The following is a 1,754-nucleotide window of genomic DNA, read 5'->3' as shown; positions in this document are numbered from 1 at the left end:
GCAGATGGAGGGTAAGGTATCCACTGCCCAGGGATACGCCAATGATGCCCAGGCAAGCAAGGTTGCGGCTGCGGGATCAGCCACGGCAGCAGCACAGTCTGCGGATGCATCAGCACAGGCGTTACAGGAAAACAAGGACTACGTGGAGAGCCAGAAAGAGACATTTGTGGGCTACAACAAGCGTGAGACCGATCTCAAGTACGCCAATGCCCTGATCGGCTCTGCATCCGGTACTGGGCGGGTCAGCGTGGGAGATGCGTGGGAGGCGCCGATACCTGACCTGGAGGTTGCGGGCAAGAGTGATCAGTTTACCACGACCGGGGCGCAGTTGTTTAATGCCAGTAAGATACCGGTATTAACAGCAGGCGGGGCAACAGTCGTGGGTACAGCTGATGGAGGATATAGGATTTCTGGTTCCGGGGATTTAACGTCCAGTTTTTATGAGACCGTAAAGATAACTGACATAAGTATGTTAAAGCCTGGAAACATTATGCTCAAGTCCGAAGCCACCGTACCGAAATTGTCTATAAAATTAATCAATAGTTCATCGGCAACTTTGCTTGAGCTGTCTGAAAATCAGACAAAAACAATAACAGAGGATATGCTAAACACGGAAGGCGTGTATTTGCAGTATATGTTGTATGGCCCTTCTTCTCGGACTATTACTCCGGGGACATATTACCCTATGTTATATCAGGATGGTGATGGGACTTGGGAACCCTACACCGGAGGTCAGCCATCCCCCAGCCCAGATTATCCGCAAGAGATTGTGGGTACAGATGTTACGGCAGTGACGGTGTTGGGAGATGATAATCAATCCAAGACCGCAACTATCCAACTAACAGCCCCACTACATGGTATTGGGGAGTACAGGGATAGGATCACTATGACTAAACGCATTGACCGGTGCGTGGAGCTGATATTTGATGGGAGCGAAGATTGGCGAGTACGATCATGGTCCAGACCGACCACTTCCGGCTTCTACGCATTAGGTGGACTGCCTGAGAAGATGCGTGCAAGGCCCGGACTATGCAACCAGGGTACGGTTACACCTGGGGAAACAGAAGGGGTAATAAATCAGATCTGGCTGGGATCAAGCCCAACATACGGAAGTGTAGATCTGTATGTTATGAACAATAGCTTTTATAATCCGGACATTGAGGACAAGGGCCTTGCTGCTTGGAAAGCCCATCTTGCATCCCATCCACTTAAGATAGTCACCTATCTGGATACCCCAGTGGAGACAGACCTCCCCGCCGCGACCCAGACCGCCCTAAACGCCCTTACCACCTTTACCGGCACTACCCACATCACCATTACCGCGGGAGGGCCGGAGCCGGACGTGGCGGTGGAGTATGTGCAGGATACCAAGGCGGTGATCGCGGATTTACAGGCGCAGATAAATGCAATAAGAAATGGAGGTACGACATGACAGCATTATTAAGGAGACAGGCCGTGATCGACAAGTACGCAGAGATCATAGGCCGCAACCTATACAGCCAGTCCTTGCGGGATTACTGCTACAAATCATACAAGGACGGCAACTATTACAGTGATTGCTCATCATCCATCTGCTACGCTTATCAGCAGGCAGGGCAAGGCTTCGGGATCACAAATACCGCAGGCATGTACAACTCTACCAAACTGACCACAGTGGATGCAGACATAGCCCAGGGCATCCCTGACACGTCCCGGTTACGACCAGGGGACATGCTGCTGTTTGCCGGTACGGATGCCAGTAGGCCAAAGCGGAT

The 1,754-nt window shown here is 51.5% G+C and carries 1 protein-coding gene and 1 pseudogene; both read left to right on the top strand.

Annotation, left to right across the window (positions count from 1 at the left end):
- A partial coding sequence (locus ABID13_RS28555) for a hypothetical protein (RefSeq protein WP_354021389.1) occupies positions 1–1,432 on the top strand: 1,432 nt, incomplete at its 5' end.
- Positions 1,429–1,754 (top strand): annotated as a pseudogene (locus ABID13_RS28550) (cell wall-binding protein); the annotation flags it as partial. The gene ABID13_RS28555 and the pseudogene ABID13_RS28550, both read left to right, overlap by 4 nt.

Source organism: Enterocloster citroniae (assembly GCF_040545455.1).
Classification (GTDB): Bacteria; Bacillota; Clostridia; order Lachnospirales; family Lachnospiraceae; genus Enterocloster; species Enterocloster citroniae.
This window is presented reverse-complemented; position numbering and strand designations above follow the sequence as displayed.